General features: G+C 60.4%; 21 protein-coding genes. 8 read left to right on the top strand and 13 right to left on the bottom strand.

Features of this window, described 5'->3' with window-relative positions:
• Window positions 1-324 precede the first annotated feature (324 nt).
• Window positions 325-756: an Lrp/AsnC family transcriptional regulator gene (locus PDO_RS18025; RefSeq protein ID WP_007605332.1), complete on the bottom strand. Its 432-nt coding sequence runs from the start codon at window positions 754-756 to the stop codon at window positions 325-327.
• A gap of 155 nt (window positions 757-911) precedes the next feature.
• Here PDO_RS18025 and PDO_RS18020 point away from each other — a divergent pair, with 155 nt between their 5' ends.
• Window positions 912-2,015, top strand: a complete 1,104-nt coding sequence (locus PDO_RS18020; protein ID WP_007605329.1) for a saccharopine dehydrogenase family protein — start codon at window positions 912-914, stop codon at window positions 2,013-2,015.
• Window positions 2,016-2,494: 479 nt separating this feature from the next.
• Here the strand turns inward: PDO_RS18020 and PDO_RS18015 are convergent, their stop codons facing one another.
• From PDO_RS18015 to PDO_RS17995, 5 genes are all read right to left on the bottom strand, one after another.
• Window positions 2,495-2,794 (bottom strand): addiction module antidote protein, encoded by a 300-nt coding sequence (locus PDO_RS18015; RefSeq protein WP_007605327.1) that lies wholly within the window; start codon window positions 2,792-2,794, stop codon window positions 2,495-2,497.
• Window positions 2,781-3,092 carry a type II toxin-antitoxin system RelE/ParE family toxin gene (locus PDO_RS18010; protein ID WP_007605325.1) on the bottom strand — a complete coding sequence of 104 codons (312 nt, stop codon included), beginning with the start codon at window positions 3,090-3,092 and terminating at the stop codon, window positions 2,781-2,783. Before PDO_RS18010 ends, PDO_RS18015 begins: the two co-directional genes overlap by 14 nt.
• 73 nt (window positions 3,093-3,165) lie before the next feature.
• The gene (locus tag PDO_RS18005) at window positions 3,166-3,837 is read right to left on the bottom strand and encodes an NHL repeat-containing protein (protein ID WP_037074554.1); all 672 of its coding nucleotides are present in this window, start codon (window positions 3,835-3,837) and stop codon (window positions 3,166-3,168) included.
• A gap of 371 nt (window positions 3,838-4,208) precedes the next feature.
• Window positions 4,209-6,770: a GcvT family protein gene (locus PDO_RS18000; protein ID WP_007605321.1), complete on the bottom strand. Its 2,562-nt coding sequence runs from the start codon at window positions 6,768-6,770 to the stop codon at window positions 4,209-4,211.
• Between the two features lie 453 nt (window positions 6,771-7,223).
• Complete coding sequence (locus PDO_RS17995; protein WP_007605320.1) at window positions 7,224-8,717, bottom strand: protein adenylyltransferase SelO; 1,494 nt, start codon at window positions 8,715-8,717, stop codon at window positions 7,224-7,226.
• 231 nt (window positions 8,718-8,948) lie between these two features.
• Between PDO_RS17995 and PDO_RS26785 the strand changes: the two genes are divergently transcribed.
• The 3 genes from PDO_RS26785 (at window position 8,949) to PDO_RS17980 (ending at window position 11,211) form a co-directional block, all read left to right on the top strand.
• Window positions 8,949-9,446, top strand: a complete 498-nt coding sequence (locus PDO_RS26785) for a hypothetical protein (RefSeq protein WP_007605318.1) — start codon at window positions 8,949-8,951, stop codon at window positions 9,444-9,446.
• 121 nt (window positions 9,447-9,567) lie between these two features.
• On the top strand, window positions 9,568-10,050 hold the full coding sequence (gene greA / locus PDO_RS17985) for a transcription elongation factor GreA (protein ID WP_007605317.1): 483 nt from the start codon (window positions 9,568-9,570) through the stop codon (window positions 10,048-10,050).
• 207 nt (window positions 10,051-10,257) lie between these two features.
• Window positions 10,258-11,211 carry an MYG1 family protein gene (locus tag PDO_RS17980; protein WP_037074559.1) on the top strand — a complete coding sequence of 318 codons (954 nt, stop codon included), beginning with the start codon at window positions 10,258-10,260 and terminating at the stop codon, window positions 11,209-11,211.
• A gap of 60 nt (window positions 11,212-11,271) precedes the next feature.
• Here the strand turns inward: PDO_RS17980 and PDO_RS17975 are convergent, their stop codons facing one another.
• Window positions 11,272-11,997, bottom strand: coding sequence for a pentapeptide repeat-containing protein (locus PDO_RS17975; protein ID WP_007605312.1), 726 nt, complete (start codon window positions 11,995-11,997; stop codon window positions 11,272-11,274).
• A 482-nt stretch (window positions 11,998-12,479) separates the two neighbouring features.
• Between PDO_RS17975 and PDO_RS17970 the strand changes: the two genes are divergently transcribed.
• Window positions 12,480-13,052 (top strand): HupE/UreJ family protein, encoded by a 573-nt coding sequence (locus tag PDO_RS17970; RefSeq protein ID WP_007605310.1) that lies wholly within the window; start codon window positions 12,480-12,482, stop codon window positions 13,050-13,052.
• 147 nt (window positions 13,053-13,199) lie between these two features.
• Here the strand turns inward: PDO_RS17970 and queF are convergent, their stop codons facing one another.
• From queF to PDO_RS17955, 3 genes are all read right to left on the bottom strand, one after another.
• Window positions 13,200-13,664 carry a preQ(1) synthase gene (queF, locus tag PDO_RS17965; protein WP_007605308.1) on the bottom strand — a complete coding sequence of 155 codons (465 nt, stop codon included), beginning with the start codon at window positions 13,662-13,664 and terminating at the stop codon, window positions 13,200-13,202.
• Between the two features lie 4 nt (window positions 13,665-13,668).
• Window positions 13,669-14,580, bottom strand: a complete 912-nt coding sequence (locus PDO_RS17960) for a cation diffusion facilitator family transporter (RefSeq protein WP_007605306.1) — start codon at window positions 14,578-14,580, stop codon at window positions 13,669-13,671.
• A 139-nt stretch (window positions 14,581-14,719) separates the two neighbouring features.
• Window positions 14,720-16,909 (bottom strand): anthranilate synthase, encoded by a 2,190-nt coding sequence (locus PDO_RS17955; protein ID WP_007605303.1) that lies wholly within the window; start codon window positions 16,907-16,909, stop codon window positions 14,720-14,722.
• 305 nt (window positions 16,910-17,214) lie between these two features.
• Between PDO_RS17955 and PDO_RS17950 the strand changes: the two genes are divergently transcribed.
• On the top strand, window positions 17,215-18,123 hold the full coding sequence (locus PDO_RS17950; protein ID WP_007605302.1) for an extensin family protein: 909 nt from the start codon (window positions 17,215-17,217) through the stop codon (window positions 18,121-18,123).
• Window positions 18,124-18,181: 58 nt separating this feature from the next.
• On the opposite strand, the gene PDO_RS17945 is transcribed toward PDO_RS17950, so the two are convergent.
• On the bottom strand, window positions 18,182-20,449 hold the full coding sequence (locus PDO_RS17945; RefSeq protein WP_007605300.1) for a TonB-dependent hemoglobin/transferrin/lactoferrin family receptor: 2,268 nt from the start codon (window positions 20,447-20,449) through the stop codon (window positions 18,182-18,184).
• 230 nt (window positions 20,450-20,679) lie between these two features.
• The gene (locus tag PDO_RS17940) at window positions 20,680-22,356 is read right to left on the bottom strand and encodes a formate--tetrahydrofolate ligase (RefSeq protein ID WP_007605298.1); all 1,677 of its coding nucleotides are present in this window, start codon (window positions 22,354-22,356) and stop codon (window positions 20,680-20,682) included.
• 240 nt (window positions 22,357-22,596) lie between these two features.
• On the opposite strand from PDO_RS17940, the gene PDO_RS17935 reads away from it, so the two are divergent.
• Both PDO_RS17935 and PDO_RS17930 read left to right on the top strand, forming a co-directional pair.
• A complete protein-coding gene (locus tag PDO_RS17935) occupies window positions 22,597-23,115 on the top strand; it encodes a TIGR00645 family protein (RefSeq protein ID WP_007605297.1) in 519 nt (172 codons plus the stop codon).
• A 460-nt stretch (window positions 23,116-23,575) separates the two neighbouring features.
• A complete protein-coding gene (locus PDO_RS17930; RefSeq protein WP_237368684.1) occupies window positions 23,576-24,226 on the top strand; it encodes a response regulator transcription factor in 651 nt (216 codons plus the stop codon).
• Window positions 24,227-24,305: 79 nt separating this feature from the next.
• Here the strand turns inward: PDO_RS17930 and PDO_RS17925 are convergent.
• Window positions 24,306-24,993, bottom strand: a 688-nt coding sequence (locus tag PDO_RS17925) for a DUF2333 family protein (RefSeq protein ID WP_007605292.1), incomplete at its 5' end; no start/stop codon positions are given.

Below are 24,993 nucleotides of genomic sequence, written 5' to 3'. Positions count from 1 at the left end.
GCGCTGGCCGCTGGCCATAGTGCCAGTTCGCCCCCTCTGCCCTGCCGGGCATCTCCCCCACAGGTGGGGAGATCGAGCCGCAGGTCGCGCTCGCCTGACTTGATGACGATGAGCGCGCTGAATCGATTCGGTAGCGACGCGGCTGGCGGCATTGCCGAGACTGCATGACTTGTCTTCAAGCCGGTTTTCCTGCCTGGTTTTATTGGCTGGGCGAGCAGCCTCATCTTGCGGATCTCCCCACCCGTGGGGGAGATGCCGGGCAGGGCAGAGGGGGGCGAGCTTGCGTCAACGATACCCGACCGCGCCAACGCGAAGCATTCATGCCTACCGCGCAATGCGCGTCGACAGAATGATCGACGACAGTGTGCGCTCCACCCCGGACACCTCGCCGATCCGGTCGATCAGCCGGTCGAGTTCGGCAATCGACGGGGCAGCGACGATGGCGATCAGGTCATAGGGGCCGTTGACGGAATAGAGCGCCGTCACATCCCTGATGGCATTCAGGTCCGCCGTCACCTGGGCCAAAGCCTTGGGCGCCATCGTGATCATCACATGCGCCCGGATCAGTCCGCTTTCATAAGCCTCCGACAGCCTCAGCGCATAGCCGGCAATCACGCCCTGCTCTTCCAGCCGCTCAAGCCGCGCCTGCACGGTGGTGCGTGACAGGCCCAATCGTCGCGCCAGTTCCGCCACCGGCATGCGGGCATTTTCGGCCAGCAATGACAAAAGCGCGCGATCCTTGTCGGTAACCTGCATTATGCCTATCCATGTCGTCGTTTCACTGAAAATGATACGTGATTTTACACTTTCCGTCACTTGGAATCGACAGGTCACCCGCCCACACTGGAATTCACCAATTGCAATCGGCCGGTCGTCGCACCGGCCCCTTTTACATTTATAGGGGCACAGTCATGAAAAACGTCGTCATCATCGGAGCCGGCAAGATCGGCGGCGCGATTGCCCGCATGCTGGCCGAAACCGGCGACTATCAGGTGACCGTGGCCGACCGCAGCGCCGACCAGCTGGCCAAGCTCGACGCCCATGCCGCCGTCAAGACCACCGTGGTCGACATCACCGACAGTGCCGCCCTCGATTCCTTGCTCGCTGAAAAATTCGCCGTCCTTTCGGCCGCCCCCTTCCACCTGACCGGCGCCATCGCCGAAAGCGCTGCCCGCACCCAGACCCACTATCTCGACCTCACCGAAGACGTCGCCACCACCCGCAAGGTCGAGCAGATGGCTACGAATGCCAAGTCGGCCTTCATCCCGCAATGCGGCCTTGCCCCCGGCTTCATCTCGATCGTCGCCCAGGACCTGACAAAACATTTCGACACGCTCGACAGCGTGCGCATGCGCGTCGGCGCCTTGCCGCAATATCCGTCCAACGCGCTGAACTACAATCTGACCTGGTCGACCGACGGCCTGATCAACGAATATATCGAGCCCTGCGAAGCCGTCGTCGAAGGCAAGCTGACCGTCGTGCCGGCCATGGAAGAGCGCGAGGAATTTTCGCTCGACGGCGTCACCTACGAGGCCTTCAACACCTCGGGCGGCCTCGGAACGCTGGCCAAGACGCTGGAAGGCCGCGTGCGCACGATGAACTATCGCACCATCCGCTATCCCGGCCATCAGGCGATCATCAAGGCGCTGCTCAACGACTTCAACCTGAAGAACCGTCGCGACGTGCTGAAGGACCTGTTCGAAAACGCCCTTCCCGCCACCATGCAGGACGTCGTCGTCATCTTCGTCACCGTCTGCGGCTGGAAGGACGGTCGTTACCTGCAGGAAACCTATGCCAACAAGGTCTATGCCGGTGTGGTCGCGGGCAAGAAGATGAGCGCCATCCAGATCACCACGGCTGCCGGCATCTGCACCGTTCTCGACCTGCTCGCCGACGGCACGCTGCCTGCCAAGGGCTTCGTCCGCCAGGAAGAAATCGCCCTGCCCGCCTTCCTCGCCAACCGCTTCGGCCGCGTCTACGACCCCGAAGTCATGCGCGTCGCCAAGGTCGGCTGAACGCCTCCGGGGGGAGGAGCGGACCGCAAGGTCCCCCGGACGGGGCGGTATAAGACAAAAATGGAGGACCGCCCCGTCCACCTCGGTCGAACGTCATGGGGTGTATTGCGTGCGCGCGCACCATTCAGCACCCGGACGCTGACTGTGCGCGTCCAGCACTGATCACCTCTACTCCGCCACAAGCGCGACCCCATCCCCCCCCTTGCGGGGGAGACTTCGGAGCCTTGGCCGAAGGCCAGAAATCGATCCAGTGAATCGATTTCAGCGAACGGAGGCCGGAGCGCGACGCCGCGCGAAGGCTGTGAGAGGAATTGGCCCGATCAGGGCCAAACCTCAGATTTCGCAAGAGACGGGCTTGGTCAGGATGGTGCCAGCGAAACCGTGCCCCTCTCCAGGAAAATCTGAAGTTTAGGCGGCTTGCGCGCGCCTAAGCCTTCGATTTTCCGTCCTCCCCCGCAAGAGGGGGAGGTGGGACCGCCCTACTCTTCGTCGATCGGCAAGGCAGAAAACTTGAGGCCCATGGCCTTCATCAGCTTGAGCACCGTGGCAAACTCCGGATTACCGCTGTCGCCGAGCGCCTTGTACAGGCTTTCCCGCCCGACCCCGGCCTCTTCCGCCACTGCGGTCATGCCGAGCGAACGGGCCACCGTGTTCAGCGCCCGACGAATTTCGACGGCATCACCCTCCTCCAGCGCTGCAGCCATGTAATCGGCGCGCGCTTCCGGGGTTTCGAGATAGTCGGCTGCGTCGAAGCGGGGCATGTCCTTAGTGGAGGTCATTGGGCCAATCCTTCAATTCCGTTGCCAGCCTCTTTGCTGTTTCGATGTCTCTGATCTGACTGCTTTTGTCTCCACCACAGAGGAGGATCACCACGACTGAACCTCGCTGTACATAATAAACTCTGTATCCGGGGCCGTGATCGATCCGCAGTTCATGCACGCCTCCGCCAACACTCTTGTGATCGCCGAAATTGCCGTCAGCGATCCGCTGGATCCTCAGCAGGATCTTCGAGACAGCACGCCCGTCTCGAAGGGCACGCATCCAGCGATCGAACATCGAATGTCTGCGGATATCCATAAACGTATCCTATGGAATACAGAAAAACAAGTGCACGTCGTCTGCCTCCCGCTTCCCAATGGAACGGGCAGGTTCACCCTCTGCCAACCGGAGGCTCGTTTCGCCGCTTGAACAAGGATAGGGCCAAGATGCCACAGCCACTCAGCGCAAGACCAACAATCCAGTATCCACTCAAGACAGTTTCAAGAAACCAATCCCCTCTTTCGAGAGGTCGGATTTCATCGCCAATCCACACGGCCGGACCACCGGACACTGGGTCCACCAAAACCGAACAGTCGCCCAACTTGGTAACAGAAGGACCTGACCGAAGTAGATCAAGCGGCATGTCTCGCGGATCAATGGTTCGTCGGTCGATAAAGGCGCCGTCCAGACGAAACACATCAACTGTGTCTCCTCTCGCGCTGAAGATGCTCAAAGTCCCATCGGTATTGGCCGCGATCTTGAACACACCACCGCGATTGTCAGTCTGATAGGCGTTCTTGAAGTTGCCCCGACAGTCATAGCGTTGCACCCGCTGGTTCCGCACCATGACCGGATCTTGAACCTTCGCCAAAATATCGCCCCCAGACGTAACAATAACCTGGTCGAAAATGCCTGTGGCTGGCCACACTCTGGTCGGGAGGATGCCATGATAAAAGAGATCCGCGACTGCTGAGCTGCTTAGCGCGACCAGCACTGCTATGAAGCCCGCTAGAGCGGGTAGGTTCTCAAGAGGTCTGAACTTGCGCCACAAACCAATGCCCACGACGATGGTCAGGCATAGAGAGAAAAGGATAGTTATCCAGCTTGTCGCGACATGTGGGTTCAGCAGATTCCTCCTACGAGTGATCACGGCCGTCAAACAAAAAAATGTACGCCAGGCTTAGAAGCGCTCGAAAACTCCAATTCCATCACCTTCCGACAACGACCAGAAGAGGACTAGCGTCGCTCGGCAAGTTAAACCACGTAATTTGGCACATCAAGCCAGCACCTTTTGGCGTTACCGGCATCTGATATGCGTTATGAAAAAACGATAAGTCTGCAATTCCGAGCGTTGGAATAGCTTTGCGCTCACAAGAAAACCCGCCGGCCTCTCAACCGACGGGTCCACTACCCTCTGAATATACCGCCCTCGCCTCAGCTCCGCGGCTTCAGGTTCTCCGCATCATACAGCGGCTTATAGCCGACGCCGGCAACCTCCACCGGATAAGTCTCGCCGAAATACTCGACATTCAGCGTGCGCCCGACCTGGCAATAGTCCCAGGGCAGATAGGCGAGCGCGATGTTTTTGCCGATCGTCGGACCGTAGGCCACCGAGGTGGTGTAGGAGCGGCGGCCGAGGGTGTCGATGAGCACCTCGCCGGTTGCCGGATCCATCACCGGCATCGAGCCGACAGGATAACGCTTGACGCCCTTGGCATCGGTGTTTTCGGTCATCACCAGCGTGCAGAGCATCGCCGGCTGGTGCTCACGCGCCTTGTATTCCAGATGTTTCGCCTTGCCGCGGAAGTCGGCTTCCTTGACCTTCGGACGGGCGAGATCGGCTTCGATCAGGTTGTACTGGGTGAGCAGGTCGGCATTCTGCAGGCGCAGGCTCTTTTCCATGCGGCGCGAATTGGCATAGGTCTCGACGCCGAAGGCCATCACGCCGGTCGCGCGCAGGGCATCCCAGACGGCAAGGCCGTCCTCGTATTTCATGTGCAGCTCCCAGCCCTGCTCGCCGACATAGGAAATGCGGAAGGCGGTGACCGGTTTGCCTCCGATCTCGATCTGCTTGATCTGGGCAAAGGCGAAGTTTTCCGGATCGAGGCCGGCCGGATCGGAAACCACCTTCTTCAGCGTGTCGCGGGCATTCGGGCCCCAGATGCCGATGGTGATGAACTTTTCCGAGACGTCGGTGATCCTCACGTCGAGGCCTCGATCTTCAGCCACGCGCTTCATGTAATGGAAGTCGCGCGGACCGGCATCCGCCCCGTTAATCAACCGGCAACGGTCGGCCATGCGGATGACGGTGAAGTCGGCCCGCACCATGCCCTCGTCGTCGAGGAAGTGGGTGTAGATGCCCTTGCCGATATTGCCGTCGCCGCCGATCTTGGCAGCGCAGAGCCATTCGAGCAGTTCGACATGGTCGGGGCCTTCGATGTCGACCATGTGGAAATGGCTGAGATTGACGATGCCGCAATCCTCGCTCATCGCCAGATGTTCGGCATTCGAGACGCGCCAGAAATGACGATTGTCCCACTCGTTCTCGCGCACGGGAACCTTGTCTGCATATTTCTCCAGCAGATGCTCGTTGGCGGCATAACCATGCGCACGCTCCCAGCCGCCGAGTTCCATGAAGTGGCCGCCGAGCTCGACCTCGCGCTCATACATCGGCGAACGCTTGGCACCACGGCTGGACGCATAGGGCTCGCGGGTATGCACCGCCGGGAAATAGATCTTCTGCGCCGCCTCGAAGCAGCGGTTGGCGATGAATTCCTCGGTCAGCTGATGCGGATAGAAGCGGGCATAGTCGATCGAATTGTGGTCGATCTCGGTGCGGCCATCGGTCATCCAGTCGGCGATCAGCTTGCCATAGCCGGGGCCGTCCTTGACCCAGATGGCGACGCAGTACCACAGGCCGCGCACCTTCTGGCTTTCGCCACACGACGGACCGCCGGCGGCCGACACCTGCAGCAAGCCGTTGAACGAATGGCCTTCGTTATAGCCGAGTTCGCCGAGGATCGGCGTCAGTTCCATGGCGCGCTCGAGCGGCTCGATGATCTGCTCCATGTCGAGGTCGCGCTGCGACGGCGACAAGCGCGCCTCGTGCTTTTCCAGGAGCTCGCGCGGATGGCACATGCGCGGATTGGTGGTCTCGTAATAGCCCCACTCGATCTGGCCGCCTTCGGTGGTCTTCGGGTCGCCGGTGTCGCGCATATAGGCCGAATTGCCCTGGTCGCGCAAAAGTGGATAGCCGATATCCTTGCCGGTGCCTTCGAACTCGTTATACGGACCGAAGAAGGTCAGCGGATGGTCGACCGGCATGACCGGCAGATCCTCGCCGACCATTTCGGCAATCAAACGACCCCACAGACCGGCGCAGACGATGACGTGATCGGCCATGATCGTGCCGCGATGGGTGACGACACCCTTGATGCGGCCGCCCTCGACGATCAGCGATTTGGCCGGGGTATTGGCAAAGGCTGTGAGTTTGCCAGACTTTTCAGCCGCATCGACCAGCTTGCCGGCAACCGTCTGGCTGCGCGGAACGACGAGACCGGCGTCGGGATCGAACATGCCGCCCATCACCTGATCTTCCTCGATCAGCGGGAAGAGTGCCTTGATTTCGGCGGGCGAGACATAATGGGCGCGGGTGCCAAACGCCTTGGCAGACGACAGCTTGCGCTTGATCTCTTCCATCCAGGTGTCGTCGCCGGTGCGCGCGACTTCCAGGCCGCCGATGCGGGCGTAGTGGCCCATCTTCTCGAAGAAATCGATCGAGTACTGGGTCGTCCAGACCGACAGGTAATCATGGCTGGTGGTATAACAGAAGTCCGAGGCATGTGCCGTCGAGCCGATGTCGGTGGGGATGCCCGACTTGTCGATACCGACGATGTCGTCCCAGCCGCGCTCGATGAGATGATGGGCGATGGAGGCGCCGACGATCCCTCCGAGCCCGATGATGACGACTTTTGCCTTGGACGGAAACTCTGCCATAGCCTGCAATCCTGCCTGCGAGAATGATTGATGTTGGGTTCGATTTTAGGGTGAGCAGTCGCACAATTGCAGCCTGTCTGCGACATTCTCCAAGTGTTGCACGACCACTTATCCGCAGACAATCTGCCAGCCAGCGGCAAAATGACAACAGCCGATGTCGCCCGCACGACAGGTGCAGGGAACATCCGGCGAGTCGGGTGACAGGGACGCTCCAGTACCCACGATCCTCCCTGTCGCCCTGATAACGGCACACCCCGATAATCTAATACACAACGAACATGACAAAACCTCGGGCCACAGCACCTCGACCAGCAGCACGCCCTGCGCCCACCACGAACCCGGCCCGCATGCCGGCCTCGATCGGCAACACAGCATTGAAGCAGGACAGCTGGGAAGAATTCTGATCGGCTGAACATAGGCGGCGGGGCAAAATCTGGATGCCCCGCCGTCTCTCTATGTTCCGCAGAAGGTGCGTGTCACGCGCTCTTCGGGTTTTGGTGGCAGGCATAGATCGGCCACATCAGGGTCTTCCGCGAAGGGTTTCCGCAGCGCATCAGACAGCCGGTGGAAGAACGAAAAATCGTTGTAGATTGCCGCCTGGATAGCCTCCTCGATACGGTGATTGCGCGGGATCAGCGCGGGGTTGACGGTCTCCATCTCAGCCTGGATCTCCGCGCGGGAACGACCGCCTTCCATGCGCTGACGCCAGCGGACGAGCCATCCGGCAAGCCCAGCCACATCGGTAAACTGCGCCTCCAGTACCGCATCATCGGATCCCCCGGCAACCTTGCCAAGCGCCCTAAACGTCAGCGTGAAATCCGCCTCGCCCTTTTGCATCAGTTCAAGCAGGTCGCTGACCAGCGTCCGGTCCTGATCGTCTTCCCCCATAAGACCGAGTTTGGCCCGGAAGGCCGCAAGCCAGGCCGCCTGAAAGACATCGCCGAACTGGGACAGGACGCCATTGGCCATCTCGACCGCTTTTTCTTCGTCTTCATCCAGCAACGGCAGCAGGCATTCCGCCAGCCGCGCGATGTTCCACTGGCCGATGCCCGGCTGGTTGGCATAGGCATAGCGGCCGCGCTGGTCGATCGACGAAAACACCTTCTTCGGATCATACTCGTCGAGAAAGGCGCAAGGTCCGAAATCAATCGTCTCGCCGGAGATCGCGACGTTGTCGGTGTTCATCACCCCATGGATAAAGCCGACCGAAAGCCAGCGGGCGATCAGTTCGGCCTGGCGCACCGAGATGGCAGACAGCAGCGCCGCATAGGGATTTTCAGAACCGGAGACCTCGGGATAATGCCGGGCGATCACATGATCGGCGAGCGTCTTCACCCCATCGGTATCGCCGCGCGCGGCGAAATACTGGAACGTCCCGACGCGGATATGGCTGGCGGCAACCCGCGTGAACACGGCCCCCGGCAACACCGTCTCGCGGATCACCGGTTCGCCGGTCAGCACGGCCGCCAGCGCCCGTGTCGTCGGGATACCAAGCGCTGCCATGGCCTCGGAGACGATATACTCGCGCAGCACCGGACCCAGCGCTGCAAGCCCGTCGCCATTGCGGGAAAAGGCTGTCGGACCGGCGCCTTTCAGCTGGATGTCGCGTCGGCGTCCCTCTTGATCAATCACCTCGCCGAGCAGCAGCGCCCGACCATCACCGAGTTGCGGGTTGAAATGACCGAACTGATGGCCCGAATAGGCCATGGCGATCGGCTCGGCACCAACCGGCAGGATCTGCCCGGAAAAGATCTGCGCCAGCCGCACGGTGTCGCCAGCATCGAGCGCGATGCCAAGCTGATCGGCCAGCGCCTGATTGTAGCGGATCAACTGCGGTTGCGCGGCGGCGGCGGGCTTGGCCGGCCGGAAAAAATGTTCGGGCAACCGACTGTAGCTGTTGTCAAACGCGATCAAAGGCAACTCCTTGCCCGGCGTGGTGCCGGGCATTTCATTCACACTGCAATATGGGGATCAAGCCCGGACAGACAAGCGCAAACCGCAGCACATTAACGGGGGATGGACCAGGCCAAATATGGACACAGACCGGTCCGGCATCTTGTCTGGCACGGAAACACGGCGCTAATTGAACACCGACAGGATTGCGTGGCTGCGCATTCCATGCGGACCATCGCCGCCATCGAACGGCGTTCGCAATGCGGCCGAACAGGAACCACGATCATGAAAATTCGCCACGCCATCCTCGCCGCATTCATGGCGCTCACCGGCTGCACCACGACAGAAGAAGCCCAGCAGGTGATCCAGTCGCGCTGGGTCGGCCAGCCGATCGATTCCTTCTTCATCCAGTATGGTCCACCGATCAGCCAGTATCCCCTGTCGAACGGCACGATCATCTACACCTGGCGCGGCGGCGACAGGACACGCTACATCCCACCAACCTATACCATGCCCGAACCGTCCCGAACCGTGGTGCGCACGGAGACCCGCCAGACCGGCTCGGGCCAGACCGTGACAGAGACCCGCGTCATTGCCCGCGATCCGGGCTGGGGACCTGAGATGATTTCGCCGCCGCAATATCAGCAACTGTTTTGCGAATTGCAGATTACCACCGACAAGTCGAATGCTATTGTGACAATCCGTGCCTCGAATGACACCGATGGCGAGGGGCTGAGCCTGTCGAGATGCGCCGAAGTGCTGGATGCGCATCCTAAGAAATGAGGCGCAGGCACATGGGCCATCTCATCGATGGCTCGCCCATTGCCATTCTGTGCAAGCTGCAGACAAACGCGGACCACCCACGGCGCGTTCATTGCGCGCCATATTGCGATGGAGTTGAAGATTGAGCGTTGCCTTCACCAAAGAAGAAAGTTCCGAAACGGCTGCAGAAACCCTGTTACCCGATCGGCCCATTTCACCCCATCCGAACCTTGTATCGGAGGCCGGACTGAAGGCGCTCGAACTGCAACTGCGCCAGGCGCGCGACGCCTATGAGGCGACGACCGCGATCGAGGATGTCAACGAACGGCGCCGGCAGGCAGCAACACCTTTGCGCGACACCCGCTACTTTGCGGCCAGGGTCCACAGCGCACAGCTGATCCCCCATCCGACATCGACGGACACCGTTTCCTTCGGCAGCACCGTAACCTTCAGCCGTGACGACGGGCGTGTGCAGACGTATCGGATTGTCGGCGAAGATGAGGCGGATCCGAAAGCCGGGTCGATTTCCTTTGTGTCCCCGGTGGCAAAGATGCTGATCGGCAAGGCGGTCGGAGACATCGTCGAGGCGGGAGGTCAGGAACTTGAGATCACCGCGATTTCCTGACGCATTCCGGCAACGCATGCCATAGGCATTGCGAAAATCCGGCCACTTGAGCCGCAAGGCGGCACGCGACATCAAAGGGCGGGTCAGAGCGCCCAATGTGCCCATCGCGGCCTAATGCGCAAATGGCGGGTTGAGATGACATCCGGCACAGGCTATCTGGAGCCAACCACAAACAGACCCTCCACAAACGACAAGGCGCATCCCGGCATGACCCCAGACTTCCTCGTCACCCATTCCGGTGGCTTCCATGCCGACGAGCTGCTGTCCAGCGTGATCCTGACCAGGCTGTTCCCCCAGGCTCGCATCGTCCGCAGCCGGGCGCCGGAATGGATCACCCCCGCTTCGGATCGTATCATCTACGACGTCGGTGGCGCCTATGATGCGCAAGCGCAGATCTTCGACCACCATCAGCGCGGCGCGCCGCTGCGCGACGACGGCCAGCCCTACAGCTCATTCGGATTGATCTGGAAGCATTACGGCAAGGATTACCTAGCCGCCTCGGACGTCCCTGAGGCGCATGTTGAAAAGATCCACGCCTCCTTCGACGCAAGTTTCGTGCTGCCGATCGACCTGGTCGACAACGGCGCCCTCAGCCCGTCGATCGCGGGGCCGCTAGCAGGACTGACGCTGCCCGCCCTGCTGGAAACCTTGAAACCGGTCTTTGACGAAACCGACCCTGAGGCGATCGATCGCTGCTTCCATGCCGCGCTGGCCGTTGCCCGCAGCTTTGTCGAGGCCCGGATCGCCGGAAGTGCCGCAAAACTGCGAGCCGAGGCGCTTGTGCATCAGGCGATCGTCGATACCGGTACGGGTCGCGTGCTGGAACTGCCGATGGGCATGCCCTTCCGCCCGGCCATTCTGAAGGCGGGTGCCGATCACCTGCTGTTCGTCGTTCACCCGCGCGAAAAGGACTGGTGCCTGACCACCATCCGCCGTGCGGACGAAGGTTTTGAGGTCCGAGCCGATCTGCCGGCCGCCTGGGCGGGCCTCACCAACGGCGATCTGGAAGCTGCCTGCGGCATCGCTGGCGCGAGTTTCTGCCACAATGGACGCTTCGTCGCCGCCGCTAGATCACGCGAGGCAGCACTCGCCATGGCCGATCTGGCTGTAACCGAGGCTCTCTCGATTGCAGAGACTCAGACAGCGGTCGCCCAGGTCTAACCGCAGAACCAGCCACCAGCGGAACCAGACAAAACTGTCGGATGCCCGATCTTGTCGCGGTTATTCCTGCTGAAACTGACAGGGCCAGCTGGCGGGTGTGTTCAGACCGGCCGGCAGCCTTGTCTGCGCATCGCCACAAGCCATGTCCACCTGCCACTGGGTGAGACCAGTCGCAGCCGTCAGGTCAACGCCTTCGATCCTTGTGAGGAAGAAGAAAGCCCGGTCGAAATCGACCGGCTTGGCAAACGCCGCCCCGCGAAAGTCGGCGCGAGCAAGATTGGCCAGCGAGAAACGGCTGCCGCCAACATCGGCTCCGTCGAATTGCGAGCGCCCCAGATCAGCCTTGGTGAAATCGGCATCGCCAAGCTTCGCCTGGGTGAAGATGGATCGCTGCAATTCGGCGCCGCTGAAAATGGCTCCCAGAGCATCGAGCTGGCTGAAATCGGTCCGGTAGGCTTCGATCCGCGCAAAGCGCGCGCCCGTGGCCGTCGACCCGGCAAAGCTGGCGCGCACCAGGACCGCCTTCTCCAGGTTCGCCTTGGTCAGGTTGCTGCTTCTGAGATCCGTGGAAGTGAAATCCGTCCGGGTAAGATTTGCGCCGCTAAGATCGCTGCTGTCCAGCATGATCAGCTTCTTGTCGCAATCCTCCCAATTGATCCCCGGCGCCGGAGAAGCGCGGCAATCGTCGGCAGCCTGAGCGGACAGCGTAAAAAGCCCGATACAGGCCGCTACCAGCAGGAAAGTTTGAAAAACTGATCTTCCGCACGTCACAATCATTGGCCGCATAGCCTCATCCCATCCGCCGATACGCTTGCACTGTCTGTTATATAGGGCACACGCCCGACCTTAAGTAGGGCGTGGTCCGCCTGCCCGACAGCAGGTCGTTTGACGCCGCACAACTTGAGCCTAAGCACAACCCGCCGATAGCGAAAGGTCTAAATCCGATCAAGCCGCATTCCCCCGATGAAGCGGCGGCCCAGTTGATTTATCGCCACAAGACCGCTTTTTGCCAGCCAAAGGCCGATACCGGTCGAGAACCGTGCAACCCGGAAGCGCCGAACCGTCCCCATTCGAACGCCCCACATCCCATCTGCGCCACCCGCTGCCGCGGCATGCACCGCCCATCCCCGGCATTCGACGTAGTTTCGCACCCGACATTGCCATGGACAGCGCCAAACAGCTTACGTTACTGTCACGGATGACATACAGAGACGAGGTGGCGGGACCGAACACGGCCGCCTTGAGTCGACCAAATAGAGGGACCTAAAATGTTGAAACGCCTTTCCTACACCGCAGCCATATTTGCCGCAGCCGCCGCCCCGGCCTTTGCCCACCTGAACCCGGAAGAACACGGTTCGATGATGGCAGGCCTGTCGCACCCGCTGTTCGGCGCCGACCATATTCTGGCGATGGTTGCCGTCGGCATCTGGGCCTCGCAGATCGGCGGCCGCGCGCTCTGGGCAGTTCCGGCCGCTTTCGTCGGCACCATGGCCATCGGCTTTGCGCTTGCTGTCGCCGGCATTGACCTGCCCTTCGTCGAACCGGCAATTCTCGCCTCGGTCATCGGCCTCGGCTTGCTGGTCGCGGCTGCTGTCCGCCTGCCGGTTGCAGCCTCTGCCGCTGTCGTCGCAGCATTCGCCCTGTTCCACGGCCATGCCCATGGCGGCGAACTCGGCACCGCCGGCGCCCTCCAGTTCGGCCTTGGCTTCCTGATCGCCACCGCCGGCCTGCATGTCGCGGGCCTCGGCCTCGGGATCGCCCTCAACCGCTTCGGCCCGGTTGTCGCTCGCCTGCTCGGCGTAGCAACCGTCATCGGTGGTGCCGCAATCGCCTTCGGCTGATCGCACACCAGTATCCAGACATGTGAACGGCGGCCATTGGCCGCCGTTTCTCGTTTGATTCAAGCTCTTCGCAAATCCTGCCAACCCCTTGCCGGGAGTAGCCTTTCGCCAACGCCTCACATCAGGCTTGAAGAGCGAAAACCGGCTTCAGCCGCGCCCGCGATAGGTCGCGACCCCCTGCTCCGGCAACCAGACACCTTTCGGCGCCTCGCCGGTCTGCCAGAAGACGTCGATCGGGATGCCACCGCGCGGATACCAGTAGGCACCGATCCTCAGCCACTTCGGATCGAGCAGCTCGACAATGCGCTTGCCGATATAAATCGAGCAATCTTCATGAAAAGCGCCATGATTGCGGAACGCAAACAGGAAGAGCTTCAACGACTTCGATTCGACCAGCCAGTCGCCGGGAATGTAGTCGATGACGATATGGGCGAAATCCGGCTGGCCAGTCATCGGGCATAGCGAGGTGAATTCCGGCGCGGTGAAGCGCACCACATAATCCGTCCCGGCATTGCCGTTCGGCACACGCTCCATCACGGCAGTCTCCGGGCTGGTCGGCGCTTCGACCGCATGGCCGAGTTGCGACAGTCCCGATACATCGGTCATGCTCATAATCTTATCCCTTTACCGCTACGCCCACGCCGTGGGCCTCTTCGCTTTCCGGTTCCACATGGATTGTCACGCGCCCGCCCGGCAGCACGGCCATGACCGCAGCTTCCAGCCGATCGCAGATCTGGTGCGCCTCGACCACGGTCATATCGGCCGGAACGACCAGATCGAAGGCGACGAATGTCACCGCACCGCCGCGCCGCGTGCGCAGATAATGCACGCCGAGCGAGCCCTCCGCATTCTCGGCAATCGCTTTCTTGATCGCCTCCACGTCGCTGACCTCAACCGCCTTGTCCATCAGTCCATCGACGGAGGTGCTGATCACCTTCCAGCCCTGGAAGATGATATTGCAGGCAACCAGGATGGCGAGCAGCGGATCGAGGATCGCATAGCCGGTGATCACGACCAGAACCAGACCGGCCAGAACCCCGATCGACGTCACCACATCCGACATGATGTGATGGCCATCGGCCGCAAGAGCCGGCGAGCGATGCGACTTGCCAACCCGGATCAACGTGCGCGCCCAGACAAGATTGATCAGACCCGCGACAAAATTGATTGCAAGGCCGAGCGCTGGCGCATTCAGCACCTGCGGATCGGCAAGCGCTGCCACGGCCTCGTTGATGATCACCAGGGCGGCCACGACAATCAGCACCCCCTCGACGACCGCCGACAGATATTCCGCCTTGTGATGGCCGTATGGGTGATCATCATCAGCCGGCTTTTGCGCGTATCGAATGACGAAATAGGCGATGAAGGCCGCAATCACATTGACGGTCGATTCCAGCCCGTCCGACAGCAGCGCCACGGAGCCGGTGAGCCACCAGGCCAGAAGCTTCAGCCCCATCACGCCAAACGCCAGCGGAATGCCCCAGAAGGCGAGCCGCTGAACCAGATTGTCTTGTGTTCCGACCATCATATGTGTCCGTGCAGATGCGAGCGAATTGCAATGGGCAATCCCAAAATGCAAAACCGCCCGCGACGGAGCGCAGGCGGTTTCAAGTTCGCGCAGTCTAAAGCACAGAGTTTAACAGCGGGTCAACCCGCCGAAACCGGTATCAGGCGGCTTTCACCTTGGCTCTCTTCGCCAGATGCGCCACGACGTTCTCGATCATCCGCATGCCGGCATCCTGGCCAAGCGTCATGATCGATTCCGGGTGGAACTGCACCGCAGCCACCGGTTCCTTGGTGTGTTCGATGCCCATGATCGTGCCGTCTTCGCTTTCCGCCGTGATCATGAATTCGCGGGGAAGCGTCGCAGGATCGGCAAAGATCGAGTGATAACGGCCAACCGTCACTTCCTTGGCGAGACCGGAAAACACCAGGCCGGGCTCGAGAATGCGGATGCGCGACGGCTTGCCGTGCATCGGAACCGCAAGCTGGCGCAACTCGCCGCCATAGGCTTCGGCCAGCGCCTGCAGGCCGAGGCAGACGCCGAAGATCGGCAATTGCCGAGCCCGCGCCTTCTTGATCGTCGCCTTGCAATCGAAGTCCTTCGGAGATCCCGGTCCCGGCGATAGAACGACGAGATCGGGATTGAGCCTGTCGAAAACCTCGTCGGCGACCGGAGAGCGCACGGTGTTCACCGTAGCCCCCGTCTGGCGGAAATAGTTGGCGAGCGTATGCACGAACGAGTCTTCGTGGTCGACGAGCAGGATATTGATCCCCTGCCCGACAGCGGCCACGCCGCGCTTGTTCTTCGCATCATTGCCCGTCTTTGCGTCACGAATGGCTGCAATCATGGCGGATGCCTTCAGTTCGGTTTCGGCCTCTTCCTCTTCCGGGATGCTATCATTTAACAGCGTCGCACCGGCACGCACTTCGGCAATGCCGTCCTTGATGCGCACCGTGCGAAGGGTCAGCCCGGTATTCATGTCGCCGTTGAAGCCGACCATGCCGATCGCGCCACCATACCAGGCGCGCGGGCTCTTTTCATGTGCTTCGATGAACCGCATGGCCCAGAGTTTCGGCGCACCGGTTACAGTCACGGCCCAGGCATGGCTGAGGAAGCCGTCGAATGCGTCCATGTCGTCGCGCAGCCGGCCCTCGATGTGGTCGACGGTATGGATGAGGCGCGAATACATTTCGATCTGGCGGCGGCCGATGACCTTGACCGAACCCGGTTCGCAAACGCGGCTCTTGTCGTTGCGGTCGACGTCCGAGCACATGGTCAACTCGCTCTCGTCCTTCTTGGAGTTGAGCAGTTTGAGGATCTGTTCCGAGTCGGCGATCGGATCGTCGCCACGCTTGATCGTGCCCGAGATCGGGCAGGTCTCGATGCGCCGGCCATTGACCCGAACGAACATTTCCGGCGAGGCGCCGACCAGATATTCCTGATTGCCGAGATTGATGAAGAAGGAATACGGCGACGGATTGATTTCCTTCAGCCGCTTGGAGATCTGCGACGGCTTGCTGTCGCAGCGTTCCATGAATTTCTGCCCCGGCACGACCTCGAACAGGTCGCCGCGACGGAAGCTTTCCTTCGCCTTGGTGACAAGCTCGGCATATTCGCCCGGACGATGGTCGCCACGCGGCGGAATGGTGTCGGTGTGCTGGAACGGTTCCGGCGCAATCTCCTCCGATTTCCCCTCGGTCGTCACGTCGCCCTTGGTAAAATCGTAGCGATCGATCCACGCCTTGGCCGAATAGTGGTCGACGACCAGGATTTCATCCGGCAGGAACAGCACCATGTCACGCTGGTCTTCCGGGCGCTGCAGCGATAATTTGATCGCGTCGAACTGGAAGGCCAGATCGTAGCCGAAGGCGCCAAACAGGCCGATCGCTGCATCTTCCTCGGAATGAAAGAGGTCGGTGATGGCTCGGAGAACGGTAAAGACGGTCGGGATTTTCGAGCGCTCTTCCTCGGTGAAGACACGATCCGGTACCTTGACCTCCAGATCGAGGCGACGCTCCGTGCGGGCACCGAGATCGAGATCGGATACCGTCGCCAGCTTGTCGGCGATCAGTGCCAGGAGCGCCTCGCCACGACCGTTATAGGCCTCGATCCACACCCGGCGGCCAAAGCAGGAGATGCCAAGCGGCGGATCGACGATGGCGGTGTCCCAGCGGGTGTAACGACCCGGATATTCGTAATTCGACGAGAACACCGCGCCGCGCCGCTCGTCGAGCTTGTCGACATACGTGCTGACCGCATCAGCATAGGGTGTCGGCCGCCGCCGCCGCGTTACGGTGACACCGCCGCGCGTTACATAGGCCTCGCTCCCGTCGTCCCGCATGATCGTCGACATTCCAGTCTCTCTCCGTCTTTCATGGCCCGGTTGGAAGGCGCCTGAATACAAAAAAGCCGCCTCAGGTTCTCCGGGCGGCTTTGGGTTCAATCGTCTCAAGACATGATTGGTCAAGGCCGCGTTAGCGTACCCACCACCAAGCATTGTTGTTCAAAACGATCTTCATGGCGTTTTTGATAACCTGCTCTTTGCCCCTGCGCAAGCGGGATTCGACGCACATATTCAGGGAACATTGCAGAGCATGGACTGAACTTAAGCGGCTCCCAACCGTTAGCCCTCGCGGCAAAAGGGAGACGAGATCCAAAATGCGGAATTTTCTCGGCGTAAGTCTGGCCATGATCTGGCTCATCGGCGCAAGCCTCCCAGCCCGCGGGCCGACCCCTGAAGAGAAGCCACAGGTCGCAGCGCCTGTGCCGAAACCTGCCGATAAGCCGGAGGCGGTTGAACCGGCTGGCACAGCAAAGGAAGCGGACGAAGACGACGCACCGGACGCGGTCGCGCCCGACGACGCGGGCTCCACCCAGCCACCCCCACCGGCAGCATCTGTGCCGGCAACGAAGCCGGACTTGCCCCCGGCCCCAAACCCTGCCCCGGAGAAAGCGCCGGAACCCGCCCCGGAACCGAAGACGCCTCCGCCGACCGTTGTCACTGAGGATGAGGCAGGCTTCAAGGCGTGCACGGCAGCCTTGAAGGATCTGGGCGCGACATTCGAACAACCCGCGCGGATCGACGACGGCAATGGCTGCGGCATCGACAGGCCGATAACGCTGACGCGGCTCTCCCCAACAGTCGCGCTGGAACCCGCCGGGACGTTCCGTTGCGAAACGGCCTTGCAGCTTGCCCGGATGACCCGCGACATGATCGCCCCCGCAGCAAAGCTTGGCCTGTCCGACAAGGGCGCGCTAAAAACCGTCAACCAGGCATCGGGCTACATATGCCGCAACCGCAACAGCGCGGAAAACGGCAAGATCTCAGAACACGCCCGCGGCAATGCCGTCGACATCGCCGCCCTGACATTCGAACGCGGCACCGTGCCCATGGTGATCGCCAAACAGGATGACGGAACATTCGCCGCCGCCTTCCAGCGCAGCCTGAACGCGATGGCCTGCCTGTATTTCACCACCGTCCTCTCCCCCGGCAGCGACGCCGCCCACCAGGACCACCTGCATCTGGATGTGATCAAGCGAAACAGCGGTTTCCGCTATTGCCGGTAACGGAAAAGGGGCGGCGTCCGATGACACCGCCCTTCCCTTGCCCCCGCCGAAGCGAAATTTAGAACTTTTGCGTCAACGAGATTTTGAAGGTCCGGCCGGGTTCGGAGTAATACTCGATAGGCTGGTTGGTATTGCCGGTACCCGGCACCGTTGTCGGGTTGAAGTCCTTCATGCTGACCGCGTTGTAGTAGGTCTTGTCGAGCAGATTGTAGATGCCGGCCTGAATGCGCAGGCCCTTAGTCTGCTCAGGTTCCCACCATGCAGTCAGATCGACAACACCGTAACCCGGTGCGTCAAACGTCGTCGCGACGCCGTCGTCACGCATGCCGGCCGCAGCGATAAGGCTGAGATCCGTACCCCATGTCTGCTGCTCGAAACCGAAACCGACCACGCCTTTGAACGGGGCAACCGAGCGAAGATACTTGTCAGCGTCCTTGTCCTTACCGTAGGCGTAGGCACCGCCGGCGTGAACGAAGAGACCGTTTTCAAAGTCCTTGCGCAGGCTGAATTCGAAGCCGGAAATATCCACATGCTTCAGGTTGTTGTACTGCGTCAGCATGCCGTAGGTCGGATCACCGAATGTGGTTGTCTGTTCGATGAAGTTCTTGTAGCGGCTGTGATAGGCCGCAAAACGGGCGACGAAATCGGTGAATTCGACCTTGCTGCCGATTTCGAACGAGTTCGACGTTTCCGCCTCAAGCTCCGGATTGCCGACCACGGCATATCCGGTATTGACGAAGTCGAGATAGAGTTCGTTCACCGTCGGCGCGCGATAGGCCATCGACCACTGGGCGTAGACCTGCACCTCATCGGTCAGATCATAGCTCGCCAGCAGCTTCGGGCTGAGGCGGCTGCCATCGCTGCTCTCGGGAAGACCAGCCTTCAGATAGCCGTTGTTGATGGCATAGGCGTCCGTCAGCTTGGGTTCGTAGTCATACCAATCAAAGCGAATGCCCGGCGTCAGCGAGAAGGCGCTGTTTTCCATCGATATCTTGTCGTCGATGTAGAAACCAAACTTCTTGCCATCGACGTCCGGCATGTCGGACTGGTTAGACTTGAGGTTCGAGCAACCGGCTGTCACTGTGCCGAGTGTGCATGCGTCGATGCCGGTCACGAACTGGCTCGTATCGAGCAGGGCACCATCAGCGCCGATTGTCAGCTCATGTGTCAGATTGCCGGTATTGAACTCGCTGACCACGTTGCCGGTGAAGCCGATGGCACTTTCCTGCAATTCGTTGTCGCGCAGCCATGGCCCGGCAACGGCCCCCACACGACGTCCGGTCGCGCCGGCATTCTTGGTTGTTTCCTGCCAGTACACTGACAGTCGCGCCGACTGAATGACGGCATCTTCAGCGGGATTGAGGAAGCTGTAGTCCAGGGAGACGCGATCGCGTGCGGTGTCGTCAAACCCGTCATATTCGCCGACGGCCCAGACACGACTTGAACCCGTCGTGGCACCCGTCAATGTTTTCAGTTCGGTATCGGAATTGTAGCGATAGCGTTCCGCCGTCAGACCAACCGTATGGCCGCCCTCCAGATCCTGCCGCAATTTGAACAGCAGGTTGTTCTGGTTGAAGTCTCCAGGATTTGCCTCGGTGCGCGTTGCACCGATGGTATCCACCGTTCCCTGGTTCTGCCGCTCCTGCCCCCGCCTGTAGGTGCCCTGGAAAAGCACGGACGTATTGTCGATGCGCTTTGCCACCGCTGCGGAACCGCCGAAGCTCATCTCCTCGCTGTCGAAGGTGGCTTTCGCCATGCCGCCCCAGTCCCTGCCCTCGCCGATCAGATCTTCCGGCTCCAGGGTGCGCAGGGCGATACCGCCGGCCAGCGCGCCGGAACCCAGGCGGCTCGAGTCAGAACCGCGCAGCACATCAAGCGTCGAAATCGACGAGAAATCAAAGCTGTCGCTGCCGCCGGCAACGTTCGTCGTGGTGGCGGGACCACCACGTCGCGCAAAATTGTCGAGATAGGGCAGCGGGATACCATCGATCGTCGTCAGGATGCGTGGCCCACCCAGGCCGCGGATCGTCACGCCACCCTCGGACTTGACGAAATCAACACCCGGTTCAAGCGAACGTCCGAGATCCCTAAAGCTGTTGATCTGGTTCCGCTGGATATCCTCTGCCGTAACCTGACTGACCTGCGGACTGTCCGAAACGAGTGTCTTGTTTGCTCCGCGCTTACCCTTGACCACGATCGTGTTCAGCCGGGTTTCACCGTTGTCCGTCGTCGATGCGGCCTCCTGCGACCGAGCCGGAATAGCAAAAGTAATCACCGCAAGGGCGGTACAGGTGAGCAATGCGGGTCGGAGGGACCGGAAACCCATGCGATGTTCCTTTCAGCGGCCACGAAGGATCGTTCCCGCGCAGTTCATGCTGCGCGGGCTGGCCAAATGGGATTGCGTCAAAATTGCGGCGACCAGAAACGGTCGCCTCATTTACGCCGTATAAAACATGATTGTTTATGTCAAGATATAATACATGATTCTTTTTATCATGCATTATGACCGTTGCGATATCGGCAGAAATACCACAGTTTTTCAGGGGTGACGCAGCGTCAGAACAGCCCTTCGATATAGCCTTGATCGTTCAGGAAAATCTTCTCCGACGACGGGACCCGTGGCAGCCCGGGCATGGTCATGATCTCTCCCGTGATCGCCACGACGAAGCCGGCGCCGGCGGAAAGCCGCACCTCGCGGACATGCACCACATGGCCCTCCGGCGCCCCTCGCAAGGTCGGATCGGTCGAGAACGAATACTGCGTCTTCGCCATGCACACCGGCAGGTGCCCGTAGCCCTGCTCCTCCCAGCTTTTCAGCTGGTCGCGCACAGCCTTGTCGCTGGTCACTTCGCCGGCATGATAGATCTTCGAAGCCACGGTCTCGATCTTCTCCATCAGCGACAGCGCATCCGGATAGAGCGGCTTGAAATGCGAACCGCCGCTATCGGCCATTTCCGCCACCCGTCGGGCAAGCTCCTCGATGCCGGCCGAACCGTCAGCCCAATGGCGGCAGACGATCGCATCGGCTCCGAGATGGGAGACATAATCCTTCACCGCCTCGATCTCGGCATCGGTATCCGAAACGAAGTGGTTGATGGCAACGACCACGGGCACGCCGAACTTGCGCACATTCGCCACGTGGCGCCCCAGATTGGCGCAGCCGCGGGTGACCGCCGGCACATCCTCGCGGCCAAGATCCTCTTTGCCGACGCCGCCGTTCATCTTGAGCGCGCGAACGGTCGCCACGATCACCGCCGCCGCCGGCTGCAAGCCCGCCTTGCGGCATTTGATGTCGAAGAATTTCTCCGCCCCGAGATCGGCCCCGAACCCGGCCTCGGTCACCACATAGTCGGCGAGCTTCAGCGCTGTCTTCGTGGCGATCACCGAATTGCAGCCATGCGCGATATTGGCGAACGGACCGCCATGCACAAAGGCCGGATTGTTTTCCAGCGTCTGCACCAGATTGGGCTGCATGGCCTCCTTGAGCAGAACCGTCATCGCGCCGTCGGCCTTCAGATCGCGGGCGAAAACCGGGCTCTTGTCGCGGCGATAGCCGATGATGATGTTGCCCAGTCGCTGTTCGAGATCGTCGAGATCGGTCGCAAGACACAGAATGGCCATCACTTCGGACGCCACGGTAATGTCGAATCCGGTCTCGCGCGGATAGCCGTTGGAAGCACCGCCCAGCGAAGACACGATCTGGCGCAACGCCCGGTCGTTCATGTCCATCACCCGCCGCCAGGTGATGCGCCGGGCGTCAATGCCAAGGTCGTTGCCCCAGTAGATGTGGTTGTCGATCAGTGCCGACAGCAGATTGTGGGCCGAGGTGATGGCGTGGAAATCGCCGGTGAAATGCAGATTGATCTCTTCCATCGGCACGACCTGGGCATAACCGCCGCCGGCCGCCCCACCCTTGACCCCGAAACACGGCCCAAGCGAGGCCTCGCGAATGCAGGTGATCGCCCGCTTGCCGATCCGGTTCAGCCCGTCGCCGAGCCCGACCGTCGTGGTCGTCTTGCCCTCGCCGGCCGGCGTCGGATTGATCGCCGTGACCAGGATCAGCTTGCCGTCCGGTCGCCCGGCCAGCCCGTCGATGAACGCGGCCGAGATCTTTGCCTTGTCATGGCCGTAAGGAATGAGGTCATCAGGCAAAATGCCGATCTTTGAACCGATGGCCTGGATGGGAAGCTTCTTTGCCGCGCGGGCAATTTCGATATCGGACAAGATCGTCAAGTTTCTGTCTCCTCACCTCTGTTTTGCGGCCGAAGATCGGCCGACCAGGCAATCGTTGCAAGCCCGGCGAGCTGACTATTTTGGCGCGGGCACGTTCGGACCTGCAGCGTGGTCCGCACACGAAACTCCATATGGTCAACAAGGCGCGGCAGTCCGAATGCCCTGATTAAACAATCACCCTTGTCCGGCAACCCTTGCTTCGGCTAAATCAGGAGAAATCCAAAGCTTGCAGAGGTCACAATGAAATCGCTGGAACTGGTCATCGAAAAAATCATCCTCTCGAGCCGCTGGATCCTCGTTGTGTTCTATCTCGGTCTGGTTGCTGCACTCGCAGTCTATGCGCTGTCTTTTGGCTACAAATTTCTCAAGATCGCCAGCAACGTGTTTGCCTACGAAGAGTTTGAGATGATCCTCGCGATGCTCAGCCTGATTGATGCTGCCCTGGTCGCAAGCCTGATCGTGATGGTGATGATTTCAGGCTACGAGAACTTCGTCAGCCGGTTCGACAACGCCGATGACGAGGTATCCTTTCTCGGCAAGCTCGACGCCGGCAGCCTGAAGATCAAGGTCGCGTCCTCGATCGTCGCCATCTCCTCGATCCACCTGCTGCAGATATTCCTGAACGCCACCAAATACACCGACGGCCAGTTGATGTGGTTCACCCTGATCCATCTCGCCTTTGTCGTATCGGCCGTGATGCTGGGTTATCTCGAAGTGTTGATGAACAAGAAGAAGGGCGACTATCCCGACAAGGATTGATTGCCGCTCGACTACGTATCCGAGCAACACGAAAACATCCCCCGCAGCCTTCTACGACCATCCTGCTGCCAGAATGCGGGCACCGCCACGCGACCGGGTTCCGAGGCGGGGCGGTGGTCTCGCAGGCGACGCGCAGCGCTGCGCGCAAGCGATTCTGCCACGGCTCGGCAGACGGCTGGATCATACCAATGCTATGATGAAGGACTTTCAGCTACAGGACGGCTTTGGCCGTGTAAAACCTAAGGAAACAGAGTTCCGCCAATTCAAGCGGCAGCGGTGAGAAATTAGTCATATTAATACCAATACCCCTCCAAAAAGTGCTAGCTTTTCGGCGTGACTGATATATTTGTGAGATAACTTACAAACAGATATCAACTTTCGAAAATATCAAAAAATGCTGCCAGAACGACAGATGCTCTTGGGCGACGAAATCGGGAGCTGTCAGAGCCGCGCCGAGCTCATGCAGCGTTGGCTCCGGGTGGCAAACGAATATGACCTGGACCACGTGACGGTCACCAATGCGCCAACCTTCCAGGACAAGCTGTTCGGAAATCTGGTCCACGAAAGCACCATCCCGTCCGACTTTGTTCGCGAATTCGATCGCAAAGGCTTCCTCAAGTTTTGCCCGCTGACATCACATGTCTCGCGAACCATCATGCACAAGACCTGGACGATCGGATCGGACGGCAAGTCGCCGGATTTCGACTGTCCGCCGGAAATGTGCGAGCTTATGTACCGCTATGGCCTGCTGATGGGCGTCATGTTCCAGACCTCGTCGATTGATGGCAGCCGCCAGATGGTTCGCTACGACGGCCGCCGGGGACCACTCACTCAGCCCGAACTGAACGAGCTGTCGATGATCAGCATTCAGGCCTTCGATGTCTTCGACCGCCTGCGTCGCACCGCCAGCACGACCAATGTCCTGTCCGCACGCGAACTTGAAGTTGTGCGCTGGACCGCCCAGGGCAAGACCTCACTGGAGATTGGCCAGATCCTGTCGCTCTCGGATCATACGGTCAACGCCTATATGACCAATGCGATCCGCAAGCTCGATTGCGTCAACCGCACCCAGTTGGTCGCCAAGGCAATCCGGATGAAGATCATCAGCTAACGCGATCTTCAAGATCGACGGAAACGCAAAAGGCCCGGCATCGAACCGGGCCTTTTGCTATTGGCGATCGATCGCCGGATCAGCGATCGAGAATGGCGCGGATCTCGACCATGTTGGAGCGGACCCGGAGAATGTAGAAGCCCATCGTGGCCAGATGGGTCGGCATGATCCAGCCATCCTCGCGGCCATTGGAAATGATCGCCGGCTGGATCCTGAGTGAAGCCTGCAGCTGGCGCTCCATCTCGGCCCACACAGTCCCCAGATTGCGTTCGCGGATGACATTGCCGAAATCGGCACGCGCTGCCTGTAAAAGCGCATTTTGCGCATAGAGCTGGCCGAAGGAGAACCAGAAGCGGTCATCGGCGCGCGTATCGAACCAGCCCGCATTGAACTCTTCCGAGCGGCGACGCAGGATGTCGGACGTGTTGCCGAGGTCGCTCGCCATGCCGTCGAGCAGCTGCAGCAGATTGTCGGCGCGGGCATCAAACACCGCTTCGCAATTCTCCAGCGACGCATTGAACCGGCGGAAGCTTTGCACCGCGGCGCGATAGTAGCTCGGCGTCGGCGTCTTGAAGCCGAACGGATCGGTGCCGAAATACCAGGTGCTCTCGTCGAACTGGATATTGCCACGTGCATCCTGCAGATCGCTGTTGATACCCGACGTTCCGCGCACGCGACCGAGATTGTCGGCAAGCTGGATCGCGGTGCGACGGACAACCTGGTTGACACCGCGCTGGAACGACGCCTTGTTGTCGAAGAACGGCGTA

The sequence above is a fragment of the Rhizobium sp. PDO1-076 genome (genome assembly GCF_000247475.1).
Lineage (GTDB): Bacteria > Pseudomonadota > Alphaproteobacteria > Rhizobiales > Rhizobiaceae > Allorhizobium.
Note: the sequence above shows the minus strand (reverse complement) of the source record. Positions and strands in the feature narration are given on the sequence as shown.

What these genes read in the sequence shown, in the direction of transcription:
- PDO_RS18025 (WP_007605332.1), bottom strand. Translation starts at nt 756, where the DNA reads ATGCAGGTTACCGACAAGGATCGCGCGCTTTTGTCATTGCTGGCCGAA.
- PDO_RS18020 (WP_007605329.1), top strand. Translation starts at nt 912, where the DNA reads ATGAAAAACGTCGTCATCATCGGAGCCGGCAAGATCGGCGGCGCGATT.
- PDO_RS18015 (WP_007605327.1), bottom strand. Translation starts at nt 2,794, where the DNA reads ATGACCTCCACTAAGGACATGCCCCGCTTCGACGCAGCCGACTATCTC.
- PDO_RS18010 (WP_007605325.1), bottom strand. Translation starts at nt 3,092, where the DNA reads ATGGATATCCGCAGACATTCGATGTTCGATCGCTGGATGCGTGCCCTT.
- PDO_RS18000 (WP_007605321.1), bottom strand. Translation starts at nt 6,770, where the DNA reads ATGGCAGAGTTTCCGTCCAAGGCAAAAGTCGTCATCATCGGGCTCGGA.
- PDO_RS17995 (WP_007605320.1), bottom strand. Translation starts at nt 8,717, where the DNA reads ATGCCCGGCACCACGCCGGGCAAGGAGTTGCCTTTGATCGCGTTTGAC.
- PDO_RS26785 (WP_007605318.1), top strand. Translation starts at nt 8,949, where the DNA reads ATGAAAATTCGCCACGCCATCCTCGCCGCATTCATGGCGCTCACCGGC.
- PDO_RS17980 (WP_037074559.1), top strand. Translation starts at nt 10,258, where the DNA reads ATGACCCCAGACTTCCTCGTCACCCATTCCGGTGGCTTCCATGCCGAC.
- PDO_RS17975 (WP_007605312.1), bottom strand. Translation starts at nt 11,997, where the DNA reads ATGCGGCCAATGATTGTGACGTGCGGAAGATCAGTTTTTCAAACTTTC.
- PDO_RS17970 (WP_007605310.1), top strand. Translation starts at nt 12,480, where the DNA reads ATGTTGAAACGCCTTTCCTACACCGCAGCCATATTTGCCGCAGCCGCC.
- queF (WP_007605308.1), bottom strand. Translation starts at nt 13,664, where the DNA reads ATGAGCATGACCGATGTATCGGGACTGTCGCAACTCGGCCATGCGGTC.
- PDO_RS17960 (WP_007605306.1), bottom strand. Translation starts at nt 14,580, where the DNA reads ATGATGGTCGGAACACAAGACAATCTGGTTCAGCGGCTCGCCTTCTGG.
- PDO_RS17955 (WP_007605303.1), bottom strand. Translation starts at nt 16,909, where the DNA reads ATGTCGACGATCATGCGGGACGACGGGAGCGAGGCCTATGTAACGCGC.
- PDO_RS17950 (WP_007605302.1), top strand. Translation starts at nt 17,215, where the DNA reads ATGCGGAATTTTCTCGGCGTAAGTCTGGCCATGATCTGGCTCATCGGC.
- PDO_RS17945 (WP_007605300.1), bottom strand. Translation starts at nt 20,449, where the DNA reads ATGGGTTTCCGGTCCCTCCGACCCGCATTGCTCACCTGTACCGCCCTT.
- PDO_RS17935 (WP_007605297.1), top strand. Translation starts at nt 22,597, where the DNA reads ATGAAATCGCTGGAACTGGTCATCGAAAAAATCATCCTCTCGAGCCGC.
- PDO_RS17930 (WP_237368684.1), top strand. Translation starts at nt 23,576, where the DNA reads ATGCAGCGTTGGCTCCGGGTGGCAAACGAATATGACCTGGACCACGTG.